Annotated in this window: 20 protein-coding genes; 8 read left to right on the forward strand and 12 right to left on the reverse strand. The window is 56.1% G+C overall.

From position 1 onward, the window contains the following. Nucleotides 1-49 precede the first annotated feature (49 nt). Nucleotides 50-562, forward strand: coding sequence for a hypothetical protein (locus ABNT34_RS09715; RefSeq protein ID WP_348731072.1), 513 nt, complete (start codon nucleotides 50-52; stop codon nucleotides 560-562). Next, nucleotides 563-847 carry a hypothetical protein gene (locus tag ABNT34_RS09720; protein WP_348731073.1) on the forward strand — a complete coding sequence of 95 codons (285 nt, stop codon included), beginning with the start codon at nucleotides 563-565 and terminating at the stop codon, nucleotides 845-847. Between the two features lie 98 nt (nucleotides 848-945). On the opposite strand, the gene ABNT34_RS09725 is transcribed toward ABNT34_RS09720, so the two are convergent. Genes ABNT34_RS09725 through ABNT34_RS09740 form a run of 4 tightly spaced genes read right to left on the reverse strand, consistent with a single transcriptional unit; the run spans nucleotide 946 to nucleotide 5036 of the window. Continuing rightward, entirely contained in the window at nucleotides 946-1872 is a 927-nt protein-coding gene (locus ABNT34_RS09725; RefSeq protein ID WP_348731075.1) for an alpha/beta hydrolase-fold protein, read from the reverse strand. After that, on the reverse strand, nucleotides 1872-3062 hold the full coding sequence (locus ABNT34_RS09730; RefSeq protein WP_348731077.1) for a serine hydrolase domain-containing protein: 1191 nt from the start codon (nucleotides 3060-3062) through the stop codon (nucleotides 1872-1874). Before ABNT34_RS09730 ends, ABNT34_RS09725 begins: the two co-directional genes overlap by 1 nt. After that, the gene (locus tag ABNT34_RS09735; protein ID WP_348731079.1) at nucleotides 3055-4470 is read right to left on the reverse strand and encodes a M23/M56 family metallopeptidase; all 1416 of its coding nucleotides are present in this window, start codon (nucleotides 4468-4470) and stop codon (nucleotides 3055-3057) included. Before ABNT34_RS09735 ends, ABNT34_RS09730 begins: the two co-directional genes overlap by 8 nt. After that, a complete protein-coding gene (locus ABNT34_RS09740) occupies nucleotides 4464-5036 on the reverse strand; it encodes a BlaI/MecI/CopY family transcriptional regulator (RefSeq protein WP_348731081.1) in 573 nt (190 codons plus the stop codon). Before ABNT34_RS09740 ends, ABNT34_RS09735 begins: the two co-directional genes overlap by 7 nt. Nucleotides 5037-5049: 13 nt before the next feature. On the opposite strand from ABNT34_RS09740, the gene ABNT34_RS09745 reads away from it, so the two are divergent. Genes ABNT34_RS09745 through ABNT34_RS09755 form a run of 3 tightly spaced genes read left to right on the forward strand, consistent with a single transcriptional unit; the run spans nucleotide 5050 to nucleotide 8621 of the window. Beyond that, nucleotides 5050-5775: a response regulator transcription factor gene (locus tag ABNT34_RS09745; protein ID WP_348731083.1), complete on the forward strand. Its 726-nt coding sequence runs from the start codon at nucleotides 5050-5052 to the stop codon at nucleotides 5773-5775. Further along, nucleotides 5772-6995 carry a HAMP domain-containing sensor histidine kinase gene (locus tag ABNT34_RS09750; protein WP_348731085.1) on the forward strand — a complete coding sequence of 408 codons (1224 nt, stop codon included), beginning with the start codon at nucleotides 5772-5774 and terminating at the stop codon, nucleotides 6993-6995. The genes ABNT34_RS09745 and ABNT34_RS09750 overlap by 4 nt, the downstream gene beginning before the upstream one ends. Nucleotides 6996-7055: 60 nt before the next feature. After that, the gene (locus ABNT34_RS09755) at nucleotides 7056-8621 is read left to right on the forward strand and encodes an amidohydrolase family protein (protein WP_348731087.1); all 1566 of its coding nucleotides are present in this window, start codon (nucleotides 7056-7058) and stop codon (nucleotides 8619-8621) included. 6 nt (nucleotides 8622-8627) lie between these two features. Here the strand turns inward: ABNT34_RS09755 and ABNT34_RS09760 are convergent, their stop codons facing one another. Further along, a complete protein-coding gene (locus ABNT34_RS09760; RefSeq protein ID WP_348731089.1) occupies nucleotides 8628-9500 on the reverse strand; it encodes a peptidoglycan DD-metalloendopeptidase family protein in 873 nt (290 codons plus the stop codon). A gap of 625 nt (nucleotides 9501-10125) precedes the next feature. Between ABNT34_RS09760 and ABNT34_RS09765 the strand changes: the two genes are divergently transcribed. Next, nucleotides 10126-12750: a TonB-dependent receptor gene (locus ABNT34_RS09765; protein WP_348731091.1), complete on the forward strand. Its 2625-nt coding sequence runs from the start codon at nucleotides 10126-10128 to the stop codon at nucleotides 12748-12750. Between the two features lie 211 nt (nucleotides 12751-12961). Continuing rightward, complete coding sequence (locus tag ABNT34_RS09770) at nucleotides 12962-15034, forward strand: pre-peptidase C-terminal domain-containing protein (RefSeq protein ID WP_348731093.1); 2073 nt, start codon at nucleotides 12962-12964, stop codon at nucleotides 15032-15034. 98 nt (nucleotides 15035-15132) lie between these two features. On the opposite strand, the gene ABNT34_RS09775 is transcribed toward ABNT34_RS09770, so the two are convergent. From ABNT34_RS09775 to ABNT34_RS09790, 4 genes are all read right to left on the reverse strand, one after another. After that, on the reverse strand, nucleotides 15133-15549 hold the full coding sequence (locus ABNT34_RS09775; protein WP_348731095.1) for a GFA family protein: 417 nt from the start codon (nucleotides 15547-15549) through the stop codon (nucleotides 15133-15135). Between the two features lie 134 nt (nucleotides 15550-15683). Then, a complete protein-coding gene (locus ABNT34_RS09780; protein ID WP_348731097.1) occupies nucleotides 15684-16301 on the reverse strand; it encodes a LysE family translocator in 618 nt (205 codons plus the stop codon). Nucleotides 16302-16401: 100 nt separating this feature from the next. Continuing rightward, on the reverse strand, nucleotides 16402-17754 hold the full coding sequence (locus ABNT34_RS09785; RefSeq protein ID WP_348731098.1) for an MATE family efflux transporter: 1353 nt from the start codon (nucleotides 17752-17754) through the stop codon (nucleotides 16402-16404). A 49-nt stretch (nucleotides 17755-17803) separates the two neighbouring features. Further along, nucleotides 17804-18151, reverse strand: a complete 348-nt coding sequence (locus tag ABNT34_RS09790; protein ID WP_348731100.1) for an FKBP-type peptidyl-prolyl cis-trans isomerase — start codon at nucleotides 18149-18151, stop codon at nucleotides 17804-17806. Nucleotides 18152-18300: 149 nt separating this feature from the next. On the opposite strand from ABNT34_RS09790, the gene ABNT34_RS09795 reads away from it, so the two are divergent. Next, nucleotides 18301-18993: an aspartate/glutamate racemase family protein gene (locus ABNT34_RS09795; RefSeq protein WP_348731102.1), complete on the forward strand. Its 693-nt coding sequence runs from the start codon at nucleotides 18301-18303 to the stop codon at nucleotides 18991-18993. 28 nt (nucleotides 18994-19021) lie between these two features. Here ABNT34_RS09795 and ABNT34_RS09800 read toward each other — a convergent pair whose 3' ends face one another. The 3 genes from ABNT34_RS09800 to ABNT34_RS09810 form a co-directional block, all read right to left on the reverse strand. Further along, nucleotides 19022-19975: a hypothetical protein gene (locus tag ABNT34_RS09800; protein WP_348731103.1), complete on the reverse strand. Its 954-nt coding sequence runs from the start codon at nucleotides 19973-19975 to the stop codon at nucleotides 19022-19024. A gap of 104 nt (nucleotides 19976-20079) precedes the next feature. Next, nucleotides 20080-20613, reverse strand: a complete 534-nt coding sequence (locus ABNT34_RS09805) for a TlpA disulfide reductase family protein (protein WP_348731105.1) — start codon at nucleotides 20611-20613, stop codon at nucleotides 20080-20082. A 47-nt stretch (nucleotides 20614-20660) separates the two neighbouring features. Next, a complete protein-coding gene (locus tag ABNT34_RS09810; RefSeq protein WP_348731107.1) occupies nucleotides 20661-20822 on the reverse strand; it encodes a hypothetical protein in 162 nt (53 codons plus the stop codon). Between the last annotated feature and the right edge of the window lie 2 nt (nucleotides 20823-20824).

Here is a 20824-nt window from a genome sequence, read left to right on the forward strand (position 1 = left end):
ACCAAACCGCTAATGCAATTTGAAATAATGATATCTGAGACACTAAAGAATGCTGAGTGAAAATTTGTATGAATCGCTCAAAGACATAGGTGATGCTACAAGTGTGGTTTATGCTGCCCTTTTTTTGCTCGCATTTTTCTTTGAAAAGAAAATGAGTTCCGCTACGGTGGCGCTTTTAGTTCTTTGTCTAACAAAAGGTATTGCTATCTTACTCCTTCCTTATTTATTAGAGATAGCTTCAGCATCTGGAATACATAATAAGTTTGCTTGGTATGGGTCATGGATGCTTTTGGACGTCATTTGTATTGCGTTGATTCTGAAGTTTCATATATCGAACAAAATTCGCGCATCAAAAGTGGCTCTGACGGTGTCGTTGGCATATGTTGCTCTTACAATAATTCAAGCCATAGATTTTATTGACAGAGCAACAATAGACAATGGATTCTTTGCAACGGCTTATCAAATAAGCATCCCAACGATAAGCATTGGATTGATCCCACTTATTTGTTATTTCTGGCTACAGGATTTTCGCAAAATAGCCTCGCACAACAGGGACAAATAAATGAGCTTTGTTTTGATATTAGCAAGCATTAGCCTAGTTGTACTTGCAATTATGGCGCATCAAAAGCTACGCATGCTTGCGGGCGAACCCCAAATCTATGCCGAAGTTGCCAGCGAATTACAGCAGCGGGCGCATGATTTGTTGGTGCGTAAAGACCATATTGAGGCTCGGACTCATTTGGATTTGGCGGATGAGAACGAACGCTGGAAAAACGATTTGGCGCAGTATATGGAAGACTATGAGCAGGAAGCGCTGGCGCGCCGGCGTATTCATCTGGGGCACTAAGCTACCCACTCCATGTTACTTGCGAACTGGCGATGCAATAAAAAATGCAGTGGCAACACTGCATTTTTTATGTAAAGACCCCAAGCCAACAAACGCGATCAGCCGCCGTTGTAAGGCCCAGTCCCCGGTAAAATATCCAACATGGCGCGCGTCACCATCGGCGGAAACACCGTCAAATGGTCTTCGCCGTCCAGCACCTGCGATTTAACCTGTAAGCCTTTGACCGGGCTTAACATCTTGGCAAAACGCTGCATATCGCCGACCAGATCAGTCTCTTTGTTATGCCGTGCGCTCGGCCCCGGTTGTTCAAAACCACCGCTGTATAACCAGATTTTAGCCTGAGTACCGGTCGGTAATGCCTGCAGCAGGGCCGGCGCCTCACCAAGCAAGCGGTGTTGATCAAACCACAACGACGGACTGCTCAGCACATAATGACTGAAAAGTTTTGGCTGGTGCAGTAACAGATAAGTCCCCAGCAATGCACCATACGAATGACCGAGATAAATCCGGCGTTGCTGATCTATGCGGTATTGTTGCTGCAACATCGGTAATACCTGCTGCGCAATAAAACCGGCAAAGGCCGGCGCATTGCCATAAACCGGCGCGTTGTAGCTTTCTCCAGCTTTGGCCGCTCGCGCCTTCACATTTGACGTGGTGTAATCGCGGCTGCGGCTGGCGGCGGCGGTATCCGTTGGCGGATAGGCCAGTCCAACCAGAATAAAATCTTCGATATTCCGGCCCTGCTGGCCAACCCGGTTGCGGATACTGCGGATCAGCGGAAAGGCATAAGGCGCGTCGGTCACCAGCAGCAGCGGATAATCTTGTTTGTTATTGCTATACGACTTCGGCACATCCACCCACAGCGGATAAGTGCGGCCCTGAAAACTCAGCTCATAAACAGCAGTACCACTAAGAGACACTTGCGGTGTCTGCGCTGCCTGTGCTGCCAGCGAGGGAAAGCCACAGACCAGCAACAGCAGCACTGTGAAGCCAGCTAAACTGCGTCCCAGCATTTGCATCAGCATTATTTAGCGCCTTTTTTTGCCGTGCCCTGCTTTTGTTTTGCCAGCTGTGGCCCCGGCAATACCTGCTGCCAGAACCAGCCGGCCAGCTTGCCGGTGACATCGGCTTCGGCATTGGTCAGCAGCACCAGACCATAACCGGTCGATGGTGAATAGGCGATATAAGGCCGGTAACCGTCGACCACACCGGCGTGGTAATACAACCGGTCGTCGCCATACTGCACCATACGCCAGCCGCGCCCGTACCAGGCGCTGGCGTTACGGTATTGCTGCCAGACCGGCCAGCGCGGTTTGCCCGGCATTTTCACCAGCGGTTGTTGTAATTGACTGAGCAGCGCCGGCGAAAACACTTCGGGCCTGTGCCCCAGCATTGCGATCAGGTACTGCGATAAATCACGGGCGCTGGCATTCACCCCGGCCGCGGCCGGAAAACGATAAAAATTCGCTTTGGGTTTCACTGTCCGCCAGCCTTTACCGCCGCGCTGATGTGGCAGCGCTTTGTTGCGACTGGCCAGCAGACCGGTCAGACCATAAGATGCGGTATGCATCTGCAGCGGGCTGAACACCCGCTCTGTCACCAGGCTTTCGTAAGATTTACCGGTGGACTGCTCGGCCGCACGCCCAAGCAGGCCAAACAGCACATTTTGATAGCTGTAACAGCGGCGCGGTGGGCAGACCGGCGCCAGTTCTGCCAGTCGCGGCAAAATTTCTGCCGGCGTTTTGTTGGCTTCAATCAAATCTTCAAACGCATGGGCCCAGAAGCCTGAACCTTGCGACAACACACTTTCGACATTGACCTGCCGCTCGATTTGCGCATTTTTCAAATGTAATTCAGGCACATAAGCTTTCAGCGGTTGTTGTAAATCGAGCCTGCCCTGCTGCGACAGCTGCACCAGCAAATTGCCGGCAAAAGTTTTGGATACAGAGGCGAGACGAAACACAGTGTCCGGATTGACCCGGGCTTGCTCACCGACAGCGCGCACGCCATAACTGCCAAGCGCCAGCACCTGGTCCTGATACACGATGGCATAAGCCCCACCCGGCACCTTAGCCTGTTGCAACTGCGCATTAAACTGCTGCTGAAATTGCGCCGAGAGCGCCCGATCTGCGCCAGCCTGCGCCTGACCGGCTATGCCAACACCATAAAGTGCCGCCAGCGGCAAGAATCGAAAAAAACGGTACAGCTTATTCACCCGTGGCTCCTAGCATCGTATTTAAAGGCAGCAAGGTCGCCGGATCCACCCGGTCGCCTGCCTGAATGAGTTCCAGATGTAAATGTGGCCCGGTGGTGCGGCCGCTGTTGCCTAAAGTACCGACTGGCTGGCCTGGCTGCAGCTGCTGACCCGGTTGCACTGTCACTGCATCCAGATGGGCGTACATCGACTGATAACCACCACCGTGGTCGACCAGCACCACATTCCCGAGATTTGGATGCAGACTGTTGCTGCCACTAAGCAGCACTTTGCCGGCGGCGATAGCCAGCACCGGCGTACCACGTGGTGCAACAAAATCGAGGCCACCATGGGGTTTGCCCTGACGGAAACTATGCACTTCACCAAACCAGGAACCGACGTGGCCCCTCAGCAGCGGCGCCTGCCATTGCTGTGGCGCCAGACCGGTCAGTTCAGTTTTCAGCGCCAGCGCCGGCACACTCAGGCTCACCAGCGCCAGAGCTAACAGGCAAAACTGCCGGGCAGACAAGCGCGGCGCCGGCTGCAAAATCTGCTGCAGCCGTTGTTGTAACACTTGTGCCGGGCCAGTACCAGCGTTGGCCTGCAGCCACAGCCCGGACTGAAACGCCTGCTGCTGGGCGCGGATCACCGCGAGCAAAGTACGGGCATAGATGCTGCGCTGAGCGGGGTGTTGCTGCAGTACCCAGTGGTCGACGGCATGCTCCATCGCCGACTGATAATGCCGCTCCAGCAGCCGCAGCGCCGGATTAAACCAGCATAAGGCGCAGAGCAGCCGCCAGCTCAACAGCCATAACGGGTCACGCCGTTGCAGATGTTTCAGCTCATGCCATAACAACAGCCGCTGCTGATCTGCTGGCAAATGCCAGAACCAGTCCGGCAGCCACAAAGTGCCATCAGTGATACCGCTGACAAAAGGGCTGCCGCCATGCGGCAATTGCCGCAGTTGCAGTGGCTGACGTTGAAGCGCCGCCTGCAATGCCGGATCCGCTGCAACAACCGCTGCCAGACGCTGCGTCGGTAACGGCAACGACCATTGATGCAGACGTCGCCATAACTGCCATTGCCGCGCCATCAACAAGCCAGACAATGCACAACCGGCCAGTAGCAGCCAAAAAGCCAGCTCCGGCAACCAGGCCTGCAGTGGTTGTTGTTCCAGCCAGCCCGGATGTGCCGGCAACGCCAGCAACGGGCTGACGCCATGATCATGCGGCGTCAGCCACAACGCCGGCAATACTGCACCTTGTTCAGGCCAGGGCAAAAATGGCAACACGGACACCAGTAACAACAGCGGCGCCAGCGTCGTCGCCGTTATCAGCCGCGGCGAGTAACGCCGGCCCAGCTGTAACAAGCCGGCGAGCAGCGTGGTCCACAACACCCAGCCAAGCAGCAGCAATAACAGATTCAGCATGGTTCGTCTCCGCGCTCCAGTTGCTGTAGTTGTTGCTCCAGCGCCTGCAAATCCTCAGCACTTAATAAAGCACTGTCGGCAAACATCGCCACTGGCAGCGGTTGTTTCAGCTCCAGCACCCGGCTGGCGAAATCCTGTGCCAGTGCGGCCAGAGTCGGCACTTTGGCCACAAGCGCAGCGTAGCTGTTCTGATTACCCTGTAGCACCAGCTGCAGCAGACCTTTGTCGACCATGCGCTCCAGCGTTTTGCGGGTTGACGAATAACTCCAGTCCAGTACATCCGCCAGCTGGTCATGCAGCTCGCGGCCGGTTTGTGGCTGCTGTTGCCAAAGCAGTTTCAGTATTTCCAGTTCAGGTGCTGTCGGTTGCATCAGCCACGCCTCGCCGTTGTTTTTCCCACATGCTGCGACAACTGTCGCAGATTGGCAAGCAAAAAATGCGACAGTTGTCGCAGGTCGGGTTTGAATGGCGAAAAAGCCGGCAGCCCAGTCAGGATATTCGCCGGCAACAGCGGTATTTGACAGATTTTTCACAGTGCCGGCATTATGCTGCGCAGAACCCGACATGCCGGAACCTTTCATGCCACAGCCTGCTGCGCCACAAACTGCTTTTCCCGGCCGGTCTTTACGTATTTTGCTGGTCGAAGACGAACCGGCGCTGGCGCGTAATATTGTTGATTATCTGCAGCTATTGGGGCATCAGACCGATTATGCGGCCGACGGTAAACTCGGCCTGCAGCTGGCGTTGCAACAGCAGTTTGATGTGATTTTGCTCGATTTGATGTTACCGCGGCTGGATGGCCTGAGCCTGTGCCGTCAGCTGCGCAGTCAGGCCAGCCGGCATACGCCGGTGCTGATGCTCACCGCCCGCGATACGCTGGCCGAGAAAACCGATGGTTTTGCCGCCGGTGCCGACGATTATCTGACCAAACCTTTTGCGTTGGCTGAACTGGCGCTGCGCTGTCAGGCGCTAGCCAGGCGCAACCAACCTGCGCAATATTGTCTGGAGATTGGCCCGCTCAGACTGGACCGGCGCACCCTGCAGGCCTGGCGCGGCGATCAACTGCTGCAGCTGCATCCGCTTGGCTTTCAACTCCTGCAGCTTTTAGCCGAAGCCTATCCGGCGGTGTTAAGCCGCCAACAATTAACCAGCCAACTGTGGCCCGATGAACCGCCAGATTCGGATGCGCTGCGCAGTCATATTTATTTGCTGCGCCAGCAGCTGGATAAACCTTTTGCCTGGCCGTTATTGCACACAGTTCACGGCGTCGGTTTTGTGCTGCGGGTCACGGAGCCGGCCGCATGAATCACGATAAAACCTCGCTGAGTCTGCGCATCCGCGCCGCATTTTTGTTGCTGGTGCTGGCCTGTGGTTTGTTGTTTGGCCTGCTGACGCTGGTGTTTGTTTACACCACCGAAGATGCGCTGTTTTATCAGCGGCTGGATCAGGAAATTACCCGCCAGCAGCTGCTGCCAGCGCCGACTACGCCACTCGACAGCCATTTACACATCTATCAGACAGTGGCTGAGTTCCCGGCGGATTTAGCGGCGGCTTATCAGGCCGAACCCAAAGCATCGGAGTTGGCCGGCACTGCGGGCCGGCATTATCACTTAAGGCGTTGGGTCCATCCTGCGACATCCCAACCGCTGTTTCTGGTGACTGAAGTCAGCCAGCAATTGGTGGTGCGGCCGGTCCGCCAGACGATGCTGGCGGTCTATGGCAGCTTGTTTGCGCTGTTTCTGCTGCTGGCACTGACGCTGGGCTGGTATCTGGCACGGCGCGCTGTGGCACCGCTGCAGCAACTGGCGCTGCTGGTCAGTCAGGAACCGGTCGCAGCGGGTTTTGCCAGTCAGTTCCGCGATAAAGAAATCAGCGTACTGGCGCACAAGCTCGAATCCAGCCTGCTGCGATTACAAGCATTTGCCGAGCGCGAACGCCTGTTCAGCCGCGACGCCAGCCATGAACTACGCACGCCATTGGCCGTGATCCAAAGCAGTTGTGAGCTGCTGTTATTACAACCGCCCATTGAGGCGGCGGCACAGCGCCGCCTGCTGCAAATCGCCAGTGCTTGCGGCCAGATGCAGCAACTGATCGACAGTTTATTGTTGTTGGCACGCGAAAGTGACAGCCAGCACGCGCCGGTGCCAATCGCTGTGGTGCCGCTGCTACAGCAACTGTGGCAACAGCAACAACAATGGCAGCCAAGGCCGGATTTACAGCTCGATCTGCAATTGCCGGCAGATTTGCAGTGGCAAGCCCCGACGCCGGTACTGCGGCTGCTATTTGCTAATCTGCTGCAGAATATCTGGCGGCACAGCGCTGGCGGTATTATTGAAATCCAGCTGTTCCCGCAAGGGCTGAGCCTGAAAAATCCAATACAAAAGGCCGCAGCCCCTGGGGCCAGTGGTTTTGGCCAGAGTATTGCTGCAAGGCTGGCCCAGGCCTGTGCGCTGCATTTTGACAGCCAGGCTGAAGCGCAATATTGGTGCACCCGTTTACAACCCCGTCAGCCGGACCAACTTTGACAAAAATTTCACCAAGACACAGGTACAGTACGGTTTTGACGATACTGTAGCGGAGTGGTGATGTTGAGGGCTGGTGTACAAAAAGCGTTGTGGTTAGGGCTTTGCAGCGTGATCACGGGCTTGTTTTTGCTGGGCGTGATGCTGTTGATTCCGCTGGCAGAACCGCCGGGGCCGGCGTGGTCGGGTGACGCTTTAGTACTGGACAATGTACATATCGTTGATACCCGCAGCGGCGAAGTGCTGCAAAACCGCGCCATTTGGCTCAAACAAGGTCGCATCGAACAAATCACGGCGGCAGGCGTCAAGCCGGCAGCGGATTATCATTATGTTTCGGGCCAGGGCAGTTATGTGGTGCCGGGCCTGTGGGACAACCACAGCCATAGCCTGAAACTGTCGCCACAATTGCACCACCCGCTTTATCTGGCGCATGGCGTTACTTATTTGCGTGATATGTCCGGCTGTATGACCCTCGATGACAGTTTGATCGCCTGCGCCGCTGACCGACAACGCTGGAGCCAACAAGCCCGCAGCGGTCAGCGCAGCAGCCCGCTGTATCTGCAACAAAGCAGTTTTGCCATTAATGGCGGCGCTGAAGTGCCGGCGGATTTTCCAGCCTTTTTACGCCTGCAAACTGCGGCCGATGCCATAGCGCTGGTCCGGCATTATCAGACACTTGGCGTCGATACGCTGAAAACTTACGAATTGTTAAACCCAGCGCAATATCAGTGGCTGAGTACGGCTGCAGCCAACGCCGGCCTGCAACTGGCCGGACACCAGCCCTGGCGTGTCACGCTGGTCGACCTCATTCAGGCTCGCCAGCGCAGTATCGAACACGGCCGGCTGTTTTTATTTGAATGTTCCACCGTGGCCATGCAGCTCAAACAGCAGCCGATGCGAGAGGGGCTGATTAACAGCGACGTCTGGCGCGAGATTCTGCAAAGCCAGGACCCAGCGTTATGCCAGCAGAAAATGCGCGCGATGGCCGCAGCCCGCGTCTGGTGGAGCCCGACTTTGTTAACGCTGCAACTTGGAGCCAAAGCGGCAGATCCGGCTTTTCGGCAGGATCCCAGGCTTTCTCAGGTGCCCTGGCTGCTTCGAACACTGTGGCAAGCCGACGCTGACGCTATGCAAAACCGCGGCGCTGACCAACAAGGCCGGCCTGTGCATGCCGAGCTGCTGAAACTGGCGCAGCAACAGCTCAAACAAGCGGTCGCGCTTGGTGTGCCGATAATAGCCGGCACCGACAATCCGGACAGTTTTGTCTTTGCCGGCAGCGGTTTGATTGACGAGCTGGCGCTTTATACCCAGGCCGGACTCACCCCACTGCAGGCACTGCAAAGTGCGACCTTATGGCCGGCACAATATGCCGGGGTGGAGGCAACTGCCGGCACCATAGAAGCCGGCAAAGACGCGAATTTACTGTTACTCAGCGCCAATCCGCTGCAGCAAATTCAGGCGCTGCGTCAGGTGGAAGGGTTAGTGTTGGCTGGGCATTGGTATGACAAACCGCAGCTGCAGGCATTGCAAAACTTCAGCAGCACGCAGGCGGCAAGCCTGACCATCAACCTGCAGCTCGCCTGGTCGGCGCTGCGCAGTAGCCCGTTTCGCCAGCAATTTGCCGATTAAGCCGCGCTACTCGCCGGCACTGGCTTTGGCACGGCTGGCTTTGGCTGTGCTGGTTGTGCTTGTTTTAGCTGGGTTGGCTTTTGTCGATTTCGCCGACGCTCCGGCTTTGCCGGTCTTGCTGGTCGTCACTGCGACTTTGCTGACTGGCACTTTTGCTTTGGCGGTTACTTTTGACTGTTGTGCTTTTTTCACCGACGTGTTTTTTTTGGCGGGAGTCGCTTTGGCGACTTTAGTCGTCACAGTGCGGCTTTTTGCCGTCGCAACACGTTTTTTCGCCGGCGCCTGGCTGGCCGCCGCCTGACGCTGCATTTCAGCCAAAGCCTGTTTACGTTCCTGCGGATTTAATGGCAATAGCGCAATCGGGTCCTGCGGCACACTGCCGCGCCAGAGTTCAAAGTGCAGATGTGGCCCGGTGGCGCGGCCGGTCTGGCCAACCAGACCAATCTGCTGGCCGGCTTCGACCCACTGGCCAATTTGGACATCAAGCCTCGACAAATGCGCCGACAAGCTGGTCAGCTGGTCGCCATGTTCAATCAGCACGGCATTGCCAAAAGCTTCGCTGAGACTGCTGTTGTCAGCGCTTAATACTACGCCACTGCTTGCCGCCAATACCGGTGTGCCACTGGGTGCGGCAAAATCGACGCCATGATGCTGACGATTACGGCTTTTAATGATGTAACGGGCAAAAGAAGCGCTGATGCGCGCACCGGGCAGCGGATGGACAAAAGTCACAGGCCCAGACTGCTGCCGTGCCACAGTTTTTTCTGCCACGGGCGGAGGCGTGTCCGGCGGCGCACTGGCACAGCCTGCCAGCAGCAGGAGCCAGCCCAGCAGCAGTCCTACGCCAGACAGCCGACGCTGTTGCAACAATAAAAACATAAAGGTTGTTCCCGGCCAACTTTGGGTCGGCATCTGTGTTTGGGGCGTCACCCGCCAGCATTTTTGGTGCAGCAGGGCTGATATGCCAAACAGTGTCGCCGGATCAACGACTTCCGGCAAGCCGACCATGCAGATCTGCTGCATTTCCACACACGTTAAACAACAAATGCTGTTTAACTTTTATTTTTTATTCCATTTAGATATATAAAAACCGCATGACAGCGGTTGTCATGTTATAAAAAATCGCTACAATGCGCGACATCTGGACGGCTAAACATCTAATTGGCGTCAGATGTAATATTCACCCTGCACATGCTCACCGGTCAACCGGAAGCCTGGAAATCGTAGTAAGAAGGATTCCGACCATGTTGCCAGTTCAACAGTTACCGAACATCTATATCAGCGCCGATAGCGCCACAGTCACACCAACCTCAGCCTGTTGCCTGCAACCAGCACGAATGTGTTGCTGATCATCTGTCCGGCCTGAACCGCGCTGCATATTCAAGCGCCGCGTTTGGCCAGCCTGTTTTTTACCTTTGTGACTGACTGCTGCTGCGGTCCCATTCGCTGACATTTGCAGCCTTGCTGCGAATGCACTCGGCACTGAATTTTATTGAGGTTTATCATGCGCTTTACCCCACATTCTCTGACGCTGCTCGCCAGCGCCATCGCTGTTGCTACGCCTGTTTTTGCCAACACAGCCGCTGAAAATCCGGCAACTGAAAGAGCCGTTGAACGTATTCAGGTCACCGGTAGTTTTATCAAACGCAGCCAGCAGGAAGATGCCACACCGCTGCTGCAAATCGACGCCGATGCGATTGCCGCCAGCGGCAAAGTGACGCTGACCGACGTACTGCGTGACCTGTCGGTCAATTCCGGTAACAGCTTTGACGAGCAATATACCGGCAGTTTCTCCGCAGGTTCGGCGTCCATTGGCCTGCGTGGCTTAAGCCCAAAAAATACCCTGGTGCTGGTCAACGGTCAGCGCCTGTCAAACTATGGTTTTGCGCTTAATACTCAGGACACTTTTGTTGACCTCAACGCCTTGCCGTTAAGTGCGGTCAAACGCATTGAAGTACTCAAAGACGGCGCTTCGTCGGTGTATGGTTCAGACGCCATTGCCGGCGTGGTCAACATCATTTTAAAAGAACAAATCACCGACACTGAACTGTCGCTCAGCACAGGCCGTGCTACCCAGGGCGGCCTGGAACAATTTGGCCTCGGCCTGGCGACCGGTATCGGCGAAGTCGCGCAGGATGGTTATAACCTGAGTCTGACACTGGATTGGTTTGACCGCGCCCGCTTAGACGCCAGCGAGCGCGATTTATTACAAAGCGGTGATTTCCGCCATCTGCCGGGCGGCAAACTAGCCGGTTGGAGCGCACAAGGCGCGAATTCATTGGCCAATCCGTCCCTGCCACAGGCGCTGGCGAACTGCCCGAGCGGCAGCGAAAAACGGCCGTGGAGTGATTTCACTCCAGGCCGCAAAGGCGAAGTCTGTGCTTTTAACGCTCAGCCGTTTAATACACTGCAGCCGGAAGTGACACGCCGGCAATTATCGCTGCAAGGCACTGTCGCGCTTGGCGAGAACTTAACAGGCTTTGCGGAGTGGCTGTACAGCGACAATGATTCGGCCATGTTGTTTGGCGCGCCGCTGACCGTCGGCGCCGGCTTGCGCGCTTATAATCCGCAGAACGGCACGCTGACCGATATTCCGGTGCTGTTACCTGTTGGCCATCCTGACAATAGCTCCGGCAAACCGCTGGCGATTGAATACACCTTGTTTGACTTAGGCCCACGCACCAAGGCCAACAGCCAGCAGTTCAGCCGCCTGCTGACCGGCTTAAAGTATCAGGGTGAGGTTTGGGATGCCCAGCTGCAACTGCTGCAATCATTCAGCCATCAGCGCGAATATGTGGACAACTTCGTCAATCGCTTTGAATTTGAAAAAGTATTAAAAGACGGCAGCTATCGTTTTGACGGCCGCCAGAACAGCGCTGAAGTACTGAACCGGCTGCGCCTGCAAACACGCCGGCCCGGTGAATATGAAATCAATTCGCTGAACGGCAGTGCCAGCCGCGATTTGTGGGACAACGACTATGGCACAGTCGCCATCGCCACAGGGTTTGATTTACGCAAAGAACGGATGGACGCCGGCACCTCGCCGCAGGTGTTGTCCGGTACTGAACTGCGCCCGGCGATTAACCTGGTTAAAGGCGAGCGTACCGTCAGCGCCGCTTTTGCCGAGCTGAGCCTGCCGCTCTATACCGACCTGACCGCCAGCATCGCCGGCCGGCTGGATCACTACGACGATTTCGGCCGCGCTTTTTCGCCCAAAGCCGGCGTGCATTATGTGCTGGCCGAAGACTGGCTGCTGCGCGCGTCCTGGTCACGCGGCTTTCGCGCGCCGTCTTTGCCGGAAATTGCCGACAGCAACACCATCAGTTACGGCACTGTAATTGACCCGAACGACCCGCTGGAACCAGGCAGCCGCCGCGGTTACACCCAGCTGCGCGGCGGTAACCCGCTGCTGCAACCGGAACGCTCAACCAACAGCAACGCCGGGGTGATCTGGTCGTTCAGTAAACAAGGCAGCGTGGGCATTGATGTGTTCAGCATTGAACAACAAGACATAATCGCCGGCGACAGCGCGCAATATGTGGTCGATCACCCGGAGCTGTATGCAGACCGCATTCTGCGTGATGCGCAGGGCCGCTTACAGATTTTGAAAAACCAGTACACCAATCAGGGTAGCCGCGACACCCGTGGTGTCGATATCGACTTTAACTACCGCTTTGAGCTCAGCAACGGCCATAGCCTGAGTCTGAAAACAGTCTGGTCTCATCTGCTGGACTATAAACAGGCGCTGGTCGCTGGCCAGCCGGTGCTGGAAGGCGCCGGTAATAATCAGTTTGGTGCTTTGCCAGCCTGGAAGAGTAACAACAGCCTGATTTGGCAACACAGTGACTGGCAGGCCAGTCTGACGGCGGCCTTTACCAGCGGCTATCAGCAAAAAGTCGCGACGACGGCCAGTAACCCGGGGCTTCGCAGTGACATCAGCAGCTTCACGCAGTGGGACAGTCAGCTGAGTTACCGTGGTTTTGCCAATACGCAAATCAGCTTTGCAGTGCAAAACCTGCTGGACCGCGACCCGCCGTTTGACCCAAGCGCCGGCAGCGATTACACCGACACCACGCAATACAATCTGCGTGGCCGGCAAGTCAGCCTGACCGCCAGTTATCAGTTCTGAACATGACCGGCTCCGCTGCAGCCCTGCAGTGGAGCCGGTCCGCACTGCCAGCCATCAGCCGGCAGTGACAACAGATATCATTAACTTATTTAATTCCTGTCATTCACATTCTTGTCACCGACGCTAGTGTCAGCGCAGCACCCGGGCTGTTTTGGGTCTGGTCTGACTGGCGATGCGCATTGCCAGCCCGTTTTATTAACAGGAGCTTGTTATGCTAAAACCATTTTTGTCCCTGACTTTGCTATTCAGCACACTGGCCAGCGCCAGTGCCCCGGCGCCATTGCAAATCGCCGATACCGTGCGCCATCCGGCGCAACTGGCACCAGATCCACAACAGCGTCAGTTGCTCAGTACTGAACGTCGCGTCGAACACCGGTTGCAGCAGGCGGGCGCCAGTTTTATCAAAGTACATTTTCAGCAGCTGAAACTACCGGCCGGCGCTTATGTGCAGGTCAGCTCCACCGATGGCAGTGAACAATACCGCTACGATGGCCGCGGCACGGCGCACGCCACTTTTAATCCGGCCACCGGTGAGGATGGCCGTCAGCAGTTTGCCGCCATGTCGATCAGTGGCGACGCCGCGCTGGTGACGTTGGTGCTGCCGGCCGGTGTCGTCTGGCTGGATCAGCATCAACTGCTGATCGATAAATTTTTTGCCGGTCGCCATCTTGCAGACGCACTGGCCCCAGAGCAAAACCCCGGCACTCAGTCGACCTGTGGCATCAACGAACGACGCGACGCGGTGTGTTATGCCAGCAGCCACGCCAGCGCTTTTGACCGCAGCCGGCCGGTGGCCCGCCTGCTGATTGGTGGCTCCGGCTTATGCACCGGCTGGCGGGTTGGCAAAAACAACCATCTGCTGACCAACAACCATTGTGTGGGCACAGCCGGTGAGCTGAGCAGCACCGAAGTCTGGTTTAACTATCAGAATACCCAGTGCGGCAAAAGCTCGGGCGCTACTGTGGTCAAAGTGACCGGTAATCAGCTGTTCCGCACCGACTACAACCTCGATTACACCTTATTCAGCGTCAATGATTTTGCCCGCATCAGCAGCTTCGGTCATTTGGGCCTGACCGTCCGCCAGCCACAGCAAGGCGAAAGCATTTTTATTCCCCAGCACGGCGCTGGTAATCCGAAAGAACTGGCGATGTTCAGTGATCAGAACAACAGTGGCGTCTGTGAAATCGACGTCGCGGTCACTGCCGGGCGCGCAGCCGGTACCGACACTGGTTATTATTGCGACACCATCGGCGGCTCATCCGGCTCGCCGGTGATTGCCGCACAAACCAACAATGCCATTGCCTTACACCACTTTGGTGGCTGCACGAATCAGGGGGTGTTGATCAGCAAAATCTGGCCACAAATCGCCGATGTGTTTAATCAGCAGGTGCCGACCGGAGATCAGCAAACTGGTGGCAATCAGCCACCCGTTGCTGAATTCAGTGCCAATTGCGAGGGCTTTTCCTGTCAGTTTTCGGCCAAAGCATCGAGCGATCCGGAAGGCCCAATCAGCGGTTATCACTGGCACTTTGGCGATGGCATTGTCGCGTCAGGCCTTTTGAGCAGCCATCAGTATCAGCGCACCGGCCGGGTTAAAGTTGACCTGACGGTGACAGATCCGGAAGGCGCCAGTGCCGGCATAAGCCGCGAACTGGTGATTTCAGATCCAAACTTTGTGCCGCTGAGCGCCGGCGAAACCAAAACCGGACTGGGCGGTGATAAAGACCAGCTGCTGAATTTTGTGTTGCAAAGCAGCGGCAACAACCAACGGGTGCAGTTCGACACCAGCGGCGGCAGCGGCGATGTGCAGCTGTATGTCCGTACCGGCACACCACCGGATCTGAGCCAATATGACTGCAAATCTGCCCAAAGCGGCAATGCCGAAAGCTGCAGTCTGTTTCTGGCGCAACCAGCGACCTTGTATGTACGGCTGCTCGGGCAAACCCCATTCAGCGATGTGAGCTTGCTGGCCACCAGCCAGACTATGCCACCCAGTGGTTATCCGAAGCTGAATCAAAGCGCCGCCAAAGGCAGTTGGTTAAGGTACGAATATCAGGTGATGGCCGACAACAGCAAATTGATTATCAGCAGCAGTGGTGGCAGCGGCGATGCCGATTTGTATGTGCAAAAAGGCAGCGCGCCCAGCACCACGCTGTACGACTGCCGGCCTTACAAACAAGGCAACAATGAAAGCTGCAGTATCAGCGTCAAAGCCGGCGACGTGGTGCATATTGGCTTGCGGGCTTTTCAGGCCTTCAGTGGTCTGACGCTCGACGTACGATGACGGCGGCATCAGTCGCCGGCGCTCCGTCCTGAGTCAGCCCCGCTGTGGACAAACGCAGCGGGGTTTGTTGCTGTGCTTCGCCAGCGTGACAAAAGACTTTAGCTGCGCAAAGCCCGCTCTGGCTCATAGCCGTCATACCGCGGTAACTGCGCATCCAAATCATCCCAGCAGGCGCGGGACGAGACAAAGTTATGTGACAGTGGCCGTTCGCTGATCTCGGAATCTAAAATCCCCAACCGCAGGCGGATTTTGTCCGGTACTTGTGTATTACTGCTATACACCGGCGACGCGCAAATGCGGCAAAAATGCTTCTTTTTGCCCGGCGCTGTCTCAAAAAAGCTCAGCGTGTCCTGGCCACTGCAGATGACAAAATCGCTGAGCGCCACAAAACCATTGGTCGCATATGCAGTACCGCTGCTTTTCCGGCACAACGAACAATGGCAATGAATGATTGCACTGATACCACCATGGATTTCAATGCGCACCGCACCACATAAACAACTGCCCTGATACATATCACTCCCTGCTGGTCCGGTAAACATACTGACCGCAAAAGGTAACGGAGTTGGCGACTGCCGGCAAGCTAGGGTGGCTGGAAAAAAGCCCCCTATACCAGCCATATTGCGGCACGGAGGCTAAGGCTAACTATTTAGGAAGGGAATGGCGTCCACCATAGACTGATGCCAATCAGCGCCAGCAACAATGCCTGTCCCCGACCTAACCAGCGGCGCACCGCCGGGTTCGGATTGGAGCCCATGCCAAAGCGGGCCAGGCTGAGCCAGAAGGTATGGGCGAGCACAGAACAGCAAACAAAGATCAGCGTCAGGCCGGCAAACTGAGGCGCCGCCGGCTGCTGCAGGCTGATAAATTGCGGGAATAAAGCGCTGATAAACAACCAGGCTTTGGGATTGGTCAGTGCGACGCCAACCCCCCGCTGAAACCAGCCACGGCTAGTCACCACCGCCGTGTTCAGGGGGAAAGACCCGCCGTTCTGTTGCCATTGCCCCCAGGCCAGATACATCAGATAAGCCGCGCCACAAATTTTTAACACACTGAAGGCCAGTGCCGATTGCATTAGCAACAGACTGACTCCGGCAAAAGCCAGCAGCGATACCAGGGCAAGGCCCGTGGCGTTGCCGAGCGCGCCAGCCAAAGCCGGTTTGCTGCCGGCACTCAGCGCATTTTGTAGGGTAAATAACACCGCAGGGCCTGGTGTTAATGTCGTCAACAGTGCCACCACTGTAAAGCTAAGCCATTGTTCTGACATTGTTTATCGCCACCAGGCAGCAGTAAAAACCTGATTGCAGTGTAATGAAACCCGCCACACAACACGAGTGCGGCCCGGCAATCAGACTGTTTCCTGTTCCTTACTGCTGCATCAGCGCTGGCGTCGGCATTTTTTTCAGTTGCCACTGCAGCAGGCTGAAACTGAGCAGCCCCTGCACCAGCACACTCAGTGCAGAACACCACCAGACCTGGGTCGGGGTAAAAGCCGGCTGTTGACTGAGCCACAGCACAGGCACTACAAACAAAGTCAGCCGCACGGCAGAACTCAGCAACGACGGCCAGGTATTACCCAGCGCCTGAAACATGCCCGAGCAGGTCAGCACCACGGCCGATGTCAGATAATTCCATGAGATAATTTTGATAAACACCACTCCGGCCAGTACCACAGCGGCGTCGGCTGTGAACCAGCGCATCAGCATTTCGGCTTCAAACTGGCTGAACAGGAAAATCAGTAACATCAGGCCAAAACTGAGTTGCAGCGCGGCGCGCAGTGTCTGATGCACCCTGTCATGTAAGCCGGCGCCGAGGTTTTGCCCGGCAATGGCCGGAATAGCAAACGACAGTGCCACCACCGGCAACGACACAGCCTGAATAATGCGCATGCCGATACCAAAAGCCGCCTGCACTTCAGTGCCTAAATCACGAATCACCCAATAAACAAAAGCGGTAAACAAAAACATCAGCGCATATTCGCCGCCGGCTGGCAGACCAATCGCCAGCAAGCGCCGCCACACCGGCAACTGCAAGGACCAGCCGGCGCTGGTGTCCAGCACCTGATGCTGACAACGACGGAAATAGACCCAAAGCAGCAGCACACCGACCGCAGATGCCAATGTGCTGGCGAGGCCTGCGCCGGCCACCCCAAGCGCCAGGCCAGTGCCCCAGCCCGAGATCAGCACCGGTGCCAGCATTAAATTCAGCAACACTGTCAGTAGCTGCACGGCCATCGCCGGTTTCACCACACCCACTGCGCGCAGCGCCGAGCCTATAGCAGTGGACACAAAAGCCAGCGCAAGACCGGGCAGATACCACTGCAAAAACTCAGCACCGGCCTCGCGTACAGCAGCATCGGTACTGACGGTTTGCAGATAAAAATCCTGCAATAAAAACCCGGCGAGCAGCGTCAACGCGGTGAGAAAACCCGCCAGTAACATCGACTGGCGAAACACCTGATTGGCATAAATATGGTCCGCCGCGCCGGTAGCGCGCGCGATCAGACTGACAGTACCGACACTCAGCATCTGCGTCAGCGCCAGCACCAGAAACATCAGCGCAGAACCGGCACCGACCGCAGCCACTGCAGCCGGGCCAATACTGGCAACAAAATACATATCAACAAATAAATACAGGCCCTGCACCAGCATGCCAATCATCATCGGCGTCGCCATGTTCACCAGATGGCGGCGGACAGAGCCTTGGGTTAAATCAGTCATTGTTGTTTCTCAGTTTGTGAGCGGCCACAGTTTGTGGGGATAGGCACCGCTAGTCGTCCCGATTGAGCGCTTCCAACAGCTCAATGACAAAAAACAGGTCTGAATTGGGCGGGATCATGCTGCCAATTTGACGTTCACCATAAGCCAAAGCGGCCGGCACCTGCAACTTGCGGGTACCGCCAACCTGCATGCCAATCAGGCCCTGCACCCAGCCCTGGATCACACGGTTTTTACTCAGGACTGTGTCAAAAGGTGCGCCGTGGCGGTAGGAAGAATCAAACTCAGTGCCGTCCGCCAGATATCCGCGATAATGCGCTTTAATCAGCGCCCCACCTTTTTTAATGGTGTTGCCGCTGCCTGGGATCAGGTCTTCAATAATAAGTTCGGTCAGGGCCATCGCCAGTCGCCTTCTATAGAAAAAACCGCAGTATATCCTAAAGCAGATGCTGGATGCGGCGTAGGCACCCCTTGTTACAAACCGGCCTGTGACAAGCCACAGCGGCTGTGATACCAATACAGCCACTGCAATTTAACAAAGGCAAACCGATGAAAACGCTTGGACTGATTGGCGGCATGAGCTGGGAATCCACAGTGCCGTATTACCGGCAGATTAATCAACAAATCAACCAGCGTTTAGGCGGCTTACACAGCGCGAAAATCATCCTGTACAGCGTGGATTTTCAACAAATTGAGGCGCTGCAACGCAGTGGCGACTGGCAACAGGCTGGCCAATTATTGGCAGAAGCGGCGCAGGCCTTACAGCGCGCCGGCGCTGACGGCTTAGTGCTTTGTACCAATACCATGCACAAAGTAGCGGCAGCTATCAACGACGCCACACCGCTGCCGCTGTTGCATATCGCCGATGCCACAGCGCAGCAGATTAAGGCCCGGGGCCTGAATCGTATTGGCCTGTTAGGCACCCGCTTTACCATGGAGCAGGATTTCTACAAAGCCCGGCTGTTGGCGCAAGGGATTGAAGTCATCATCCCCGATCAGCCCGGACGCGACCTGGTGCATCAGGTGATTTACGACGAACTTTGCCTCGGGCAAATCAACCCGGAATCTCGTCTTGCCTATCAGCAGATCATCGCCGGTTTAGTGGCGCAAGGCGCAGAAGGCGTGATTCTGGGCTGTACTGAGATTGGTTTGCTGGTGCAGCCGGACGATGCGGCAGTGCCGCTGTTTGACACCACCGCCATCCACGCCCGCGCAGCGGCGGACTGGATGTTGGCGGACTGAATAATGACGGACTGGATAATGACGCTGATCAGAATGTCAGCGGCGGCAGATTAGCCGGTTGCCAGTGATCGCCCGGCGCTGTGGTCCAGACCACCAGCTCGAGCTGCTGTGCCATGTCGGCTTCTTTAAACTTCAGACTGTATTGCTGGCTGGAGCGGATCACCAGATGACCATCTTCCAGACTGGTGACTGCGCCGTACACCGGCACCAGACTGCTATACATGATTAAACCGCCATCACTGTTAATTTTGCCCTGGCTGGCATACAGCGTTTTGGCGCTGTCGAGCAGCAATTTGCCGGCTTCATCCTGCGCCACAGTCGGCACCGCATCGACGGTGTAACTGAGTTTACAAATCTCCTGACCGGCCTCGGTGCCACAAGCCATCGGGCGGGCGTGGGTAATTTCGGTGTCTAACAAGGCGCCTGCACTGCTGATTTGGGCTTTTTTGTCACCGCTGACCGGTACTTCTAATTCGACCTTGACGCTGTAACCTTCGCCAACCGAAGAAGGCTCCGGAGCCCAGATGCGAAACCGACCTTGGGTGACCGGCACAGGTGTCGGCCAACTAGCCTGCATCTGATAGTGTTCGGTCAGTGCCGGGTCCGATTTAAAAGCGGTATCGCCACTGGCCAGCAGTTGGCCACGCACTAAATCCTGATCATAGACGTCAGTGAAACGGGCACTGAGCCCACTGCCTTCGACTTGTACCGGCGTTTGCAGATAAAACGCCGCCTGCAGTTGATTACTGCTGCCGATGGCGGCAGTCGTGGTCTGGTCTTTGACATAAAGCCGGGCATGTAAGGTCAGTTGGTTGGCTGCAGCGGTGTCGGGCGTTTCGCTTGTGCTGACCGGTTCAGCTGCAGTCGCAGTTTCTGTCGTAGCCGCTGTGGTTTCCTGTTGCGGCGCTGGTGAGCAGGCGGTTAACGCCAGCAACAGCAGGCCGGCGGACGAAATAAATAATGATGTTGATAAACTGGACATGGCTCCCTCCGGGTTGGATAACGGACAAACTTCAGGCCCAGTGTCTGCAGCCGGGCCTGAATCCGCGGTGAATCAATAGCCGCCTCATAACCAACGCCGCAGTATTACCAGCGAAGCTGCGCGACCGCATCCGGCACTTCACCCAGCAGCACCTGCCGGATCGAACCATCAGCACCGACCGTCACCAGCTGCGGAATGCCTTTGCTGGCGACTTTGTGATATAGCGCCCGGTCCGGGTCGGCCACTAAAGCGAAATTCAGCCGATAGTCGCTGCGAAACTTCTGCAGCGACGGGATTTGTTCCTCGCGGCCAATCCCGATGATTTGCAGGTCTTGTTGCCGCACCAGATCAGAAGCCATTAATTGCGTCATGGCGCGTTTGGAATCGCCGCACCAGGTGGCAAAAAACACCAGCAGCTGGCGTTTGCCCGGCGTCAGGCTGATGTCGTTGCCGTCGATACTGCGCAGCGTCTGCCAAGGCAACACAGCTCCAGGCTGGATGGCAAATGCGGTAGAAGCCGCAGCAGGCGCTGCTGTTGCTGGTGCCGCTTGCGCTGCAACCGGCGTCTGACTGCAGGCACTTAAGCTCAGCAAAGTGCCGGCCACCACAGCGAGATGAAAACAAACCACTTTACGCATCACAACCCCTGTTTTTTTGATTTTTATGGAAAATAATCAGCTGCGATTTAGCGCAGCTGCTGGCGGATAAACTGGTCCAGCTGTTCACGCAATTGCGGCTGAAAATCAGCGGCCGGAGTACTGGCGGCTGCCGTAGCTGCCTGCGCGACGCTGACAGAAAGAAGATAAACAGAACTAAACAACAGCGGTAATAACTGCTTTAACTTCATCA

The sequence above is a fragment of the Rheinheimera texasensis genome (genome assembly GCF_964031785.1).
GTDB classification, from domain to species: Bacteria; Pseudomonadota; Gammaproteobacteria; order Enterobacterales; family Alteromonadaceae; genus Pararheinheimera; species Pararheinheimera texasensis_A.